Source organism: Streptomyces sp. NPDC059900, assembly GCF_050270335.1.
Taxonomy (GTDB): Bacteria; Actinomycetota; Actinomycetes; order Streptomycetales; family Streptomycetaceae; genus Streptomyces.
Genome location: NZ_JBNNJZ010000664.1, coordinates 1 through 4,161, shown reverse-complemented (window position 1 = coordinate 4,161; position 4,161 = coordinate 1). Strand labels below are relative to the sequence as shown.

Sequence of the window (4,161 nt, the reverse complement as noted above, 5' to 3'; positions counted from 1 at the left end):
GATACGGGCCGCATGGAACCAACCGTACGACCCCGCACTGACAACGGGGTCGGATCACCAGCTCTGCGGGCTCCTGGAGCCGGGGTGCTGCGGGGGCCTGCGGCCCGCCCGCGGGTCGTGCCGGTCGCCGGAGCGCGGGACGGGGTAGGGGGCGCGCTGCCCCTGGGCGGCGCTCTGGAGGTCCGCCTTGCCCATCACCATCAGCGGGTCGAACATCACGATGACCCCCGCGAGGAGCAGGAAGGCGAGCGGGCCGATCATCATGGGCGCGAGCAGCTCGGCGGGCGAGTCCCCGCCGACCGGCGCGGCGGACGAGCCGTGCAGATGGACGCTGAGGGCGGCCATCCCCGTGTAGTGCATGCCGGTGACGGCCAGGCCCATGACGAGGCTCGCGCCCAGGCTCCAGAGGAAACCTCTGACCTGTGCGGCCGCCCACAGAGCCGCGCTCGCGGCGACGACCGCGATCACCACGGACGCGGAGACGGTGAAGGTGTTGTACTCCAGCGTCCCGCGAAGACGCATACCGGCCATTCCCAGATAGTGCATCGACGCGACGCCGAGGCCGGTGATCGTTCCCCCGGTGAACAGCGCCGCTCCGGTGGCACCGCGGTATCCCACGATGAAGATCCCGATGCCGACCATGACGATGGCGACGGCCAGGCTCGCGAAGGTCAGGCCCTTGTCGTAGTGGATCGGGGCGTTCTCCACGGAGAAGCCCATCATCGCGATGAAGTGCATCGTCCATATGCCGGAGCCGATCGCCGCCGACCCCAGTGCGAGCCAGCCCGGACGCCAGGAGTGCGCCACGAGGAGCGACCTGGTGGTGCAGCGCAGGCCGAGCGCTCCGCCGAGACACGCCATGAGGTACGCCGCCACCGGCGTGACAAGTCCATAGCTGAAACCGTCGACCGTGCCCTGCATGCGCGGTAGCCCCTCCGCCTATCGAGTCAAAATGTCCGGGATTGCACCCAAGTGGCCCCCGCCGGCTGTCCGCTGACAGGCCGTGGGCTGACGCAGAGAGTAAAGCTCACTCCGGAACTTGCGAACTATTTTCCGCGAAATCAACCCGGCTGTCTCCGTTCAACCTGTGGCCATCCTGCACCTGTCTCGCGTTGGCCGTGGACTGTCACTCTCATCCGGTCCGTGCCCGCACATCGCGAGGAGTCACCGTTGTACGCACGCGTTGCCGCTGCCACCACTGCCGCTCTGCTCGGAGCCGGTGCACTCACCCTCCCCTCCGCAACCGCTCACGCCGCCGACCGGCCGTCGGCGCAGACGTCCGCCTCGCACGAGCGGCCCCTGGTCGTCGCGCACCGGGGCGCTTCCGCGTACGCGCCCGAGAACACTTTCGCAGCCATCGACAAGGCGGCTGACATGGGGTTCCGCTGGGTGGAGAACGACGTCCAGCGCACCAAGGACGGCGAGCTCGTGATCATGCACGACGACACCCTGAAGCGGACGACGGACGTCGAGGAGCGCTTCCCCGACCGTGCGCCGTGGAAGGTCGCGGACTTCACCGCGAAGGAGATCGCCACGCTGGACGCGGGCAGCTGGTTCAGCCCGAAGTACGCGGGGCAGCGGGTGCCGACGCTGAAGCAGTACATGAACCGGGTCTCGCGCAACCACCAGAGCCTCGTGTTCGAGTTCAAGAAGCCCGAGCTGTATCCGGGCATCGAGAAGCAGGGCCTCGCCGTCCTGCGCAAGACGGGCTGGCTGGACCGGCACCACGTCAAGAGCAAGCTCGTCATCCAGAGCTTCAGCGCGGACAGCGTCAAGACCGTCCACAAGCTGCGGCCCGACATCAAGACCGGCTTCCTCGGCACACCCGCGGTCGCCGATCTGCCCGAGTACGCCAAGTTCTCCGACCAGATCAACTCCACGCACACCTCCATCTCGCGTGAGTACGTCGCCGCGATACACGCGCTCAAGGGACCGCACCGCAAGCGCCTGGAGATCTTCACCTGGACCGTGAACGACGCGGCCGCCGCACAGCGGGTGGCGGGCTTCGGCGTGAACGGCATCATCACGAACACGCCCGACGTGGTCCGCAAGGCCGTCTCCGGCTGACGGAGCACTGCCCCGAGCCTGCCCGGAGCCGGAGCTCCGGGCTTGCCCGGGGCGGCGTTGTCAGTGGCCGGTCGTACGGTGGTCCGCATGAACGCCATGGGGCAGCACGGGCAGGACCGGCCGGGGCAGGACGACCCGCGGCAGGTGGTGTGGGCCGTCGTCGCCAGCGACATCGGCCCGCTGATGCTCGCCGCGACGGACGACGGTCTGGTCAGCGTCGTCTTCCACGCCACGGACGCGGTGCGCGACGCGGCACTCGACCGGCTCGGCTCCCGCCTGGGTGCCGACCCCGTCGAGGCAGCCGACTCCCCTCTCCTGGCCGAACCCATACGCCAGCTCGCCGCCTACTTCGCGGGCGAGCTGCACGACTTCGCGCTGCCGCTCGACTGGTCGCTGATATCCGGGTTCAACCGCCAGGTCCTGCGCGAGCTGACGACCGTTCCGTACGGCGCCGTCGTGGGGTACGGCGACCTGGCCCGCCGCGTCGGACAGCCCGGCGCGGCCCAGGCGGTCGGCATGGCGATGGGCGCCAATCCGCTGCCGGTCGTGGTGCCGTGCCACCGGGTGGTCGAGAGCGACGGCGGGATCGGCGGCTTCGGCGGCGGCCTGGAGACCAAGCGACAGCTCCTCGCCCTGGAAGGGGTGCTTCCGCAGCCGCTGTTCTGACGGCTTCCGCGCGCCGTGAAAACTGTGTTTCCCGCGTGCGCAGGCGCTGGCACACTGCGTCAGTGACTTCGACCCTCGACGCTCCTGGCATACCCGCGCCGGAGGCACTGCCCGCCCTGCGCCGCCGTACCACCGCGGTGCTGGTCGCCAGCCAGATACTGGGCGGGCTCGGGGTACCGATCGGCATCGCCCTGGCCCCGATGCTCGCGACCGAGGTGAGCGGGACGGAGGCGCTGTCCGGCCTCGCGCCCACCGCGTCCGTGGCCGGCACGGCCCTGCTCTCGCTGCCGCTCGCCGCGCTGATGACCTCGCGCGGACGACGGCCGGGCCTCGTCCTCGCCTATGTGATCGGGGCACTGGGAGCCGGGCTCGTGGTGCTCGCCGCCGTCGTCGGGAGCTTCCCCCTGCTGCTGCTCGGCATGGCGGGCTTCGGGGCGGGCTCGTCGGCCAATCTCCAGGCCCGTTTCGCCGCGGCCGACCTCGCCGAGCCCGAGCGGCGCGGCCGTGCCATCTCGCTCGTCATCTGGGCCACGACCATCGGCTCGGTCCTCGGTCCCAACATCGCCGCGCCCACGAGCCGCGCCTTCTCCGGCACCTCCATACCCGTGTCGGCGGGTCCCTTCCTCTTCGCCGCCGCGATCTTCGCCGTCGCCGGTCTCGTGGTGGCGGTGCTGCTGCGTCCCGACCCGCTGCTCACCGCCCGCGCGCTGGCGCCGCAGGAGAACCACTCCGCGCGGAGCAGCTCGCTGCGGGCCGGTGTCGCCGCGGTGGCCGCGTCGCCGATGGCCCGGCTCGCCCTGGTGACGGTGGCCGCGTCGCACACGGTGATGGTCTCGATCATGGTCATGACCCCGGTCGACCTGGGGCACCACGGGGCGAGTCTGCAACTGGTCGGACTGGTCATCAGCGGTCACATCGCGGGCATGTACGCGCTTTCGCCGCTGATGGGCTGGCTCTGCGACCGCTTCGGGCGGCTTTCGGTGATCGGCCTCGCGGTCGGGCTGCTGTGCTGCGCCGCGCTCCTCGCCGGCACCGCGGGAGCGAGCCACGGCCAGACCGCCGCCGGTCTCTTCGTCCTCGGCCTCGGCTGGTCCGCGGGCCTGGTCTCCGGCTCCGCGCTGCTCACCGACTCGGTGCCGCAGCCCGCCAGGGCCGCCGTACAGGGCCTTTCGGACCTGACCATGAACACGGCGGCGGGTATCGGCGGCGCGGCGGCCGGCCTGATCGTCGCGCGGGCGAGCTACGGCTGGCTGAACCTCATCGGCGTCTGCCTGCTGCTGCCCCTTGCGGGGCTCGCGCTGCGGCGGGCGGTCGCGCAGCGGGTCAGCTCGTGGCGGTTGGAGAGCTGGAGCTTGCGCAGCACCGCGGAGACGTGCGACTCGACCGTCTTCACCGAGATGTAGAGCTGCTTGGCCACCTCCTTGTAGG

Annotated in this window: 4 protein-coding genes and 1 pseudogene; 3 read left to right on the top strand and 2 right to left on the bottom strand. The window is 70.8% G+C overall.

Annotated features, from left to right (window positions below; genetic code table 11):
* Nucleotides 1-54 precede the first annotated feature (54 nt).
* Complete coding sequence (locus ACQKIP_RS41545; protein ID WP_365853077.1) at nucleotides 55-921, bottom strand: MHYT domain-containing protein; 867 nt, start codon at nucleotides 919-921, stop codon at nucleotides 55-57.
* Nucleotides 922-1,170: 249 nt separating this feature from the next.
* Between ACQKIP_RS41545 and ACQKIP_RS41540 the strand changes: the two genes are divergently transcribed.
* The 3 genes and pseudogenes from ACQKIP_RS41540 to ACQKIP_RS41530 all read left to right on the top strand — a co-directional run.
* Nucleotides 1,171-2,067 (top strand): glycerophosphodiester phosphodiesterase, encoded by an 897-nt coding sequence (locus ACQKIP_RS41540; protein WP_361188438.1) that lies wholly within the window; start codon nucleotides 1,171-1,173, stop codon nucleotides 2,065-2,067.
* Between the two features lie 96 nt (nucleotides 2,068-2,163).
* Nucleotides 2,164-2,733 (top strand): methylated-DNA--[protein]-cysteine S-methyltransferase, encoded by a 570-nt coding sequence (locus ACQKIP_RS41535; RefSeq protein ID WP_365853476.1) that lies wholly within the window; start codon nucleotides 2,164-2,166, stop codon nucleotides 2,731-2,733.
* Nucleotides 2,734-2,795: 62 nt separating this feature from the next.
* Nucleotides 2,796-4,046, top strand: a pseudogene (locus ACQKIP_RS41530) (MFS transporter); the annotation flags it as partial.
* Here the strand turns inward: ACQKIP_RS41530 and ACQKIP_RS41525 are convergent.
* On the bottom strand, nucleotides 3,974-4,161 hold a 188-nt coding region (locus ACQKIP_RS41525), incomplete at its 5' end, for a response regulator transcription factor (protein WP_427745378.1). The pseudogene ACQKIP_RS41530 and the gene ACQKIP_RS41525 overlap by 73 nt on opposite strands.

Coding starts and splice junctions, on each gene's coding strand:
- ACQKIP_RS41535 (WP_365853476.1), top strand. CDS start 2,164: ATGGGGCAGCACGGGCAGGACCGGCCGGGGCAGGACGACCCGCGGCAG.
- ACQKIP_RS41545 (WP_365853077.1), bottom strand. CDS start 921: ATGCAGGGCACGGTCGACGGTTTCAGCTATGGACTTGTCACGCCGGTG.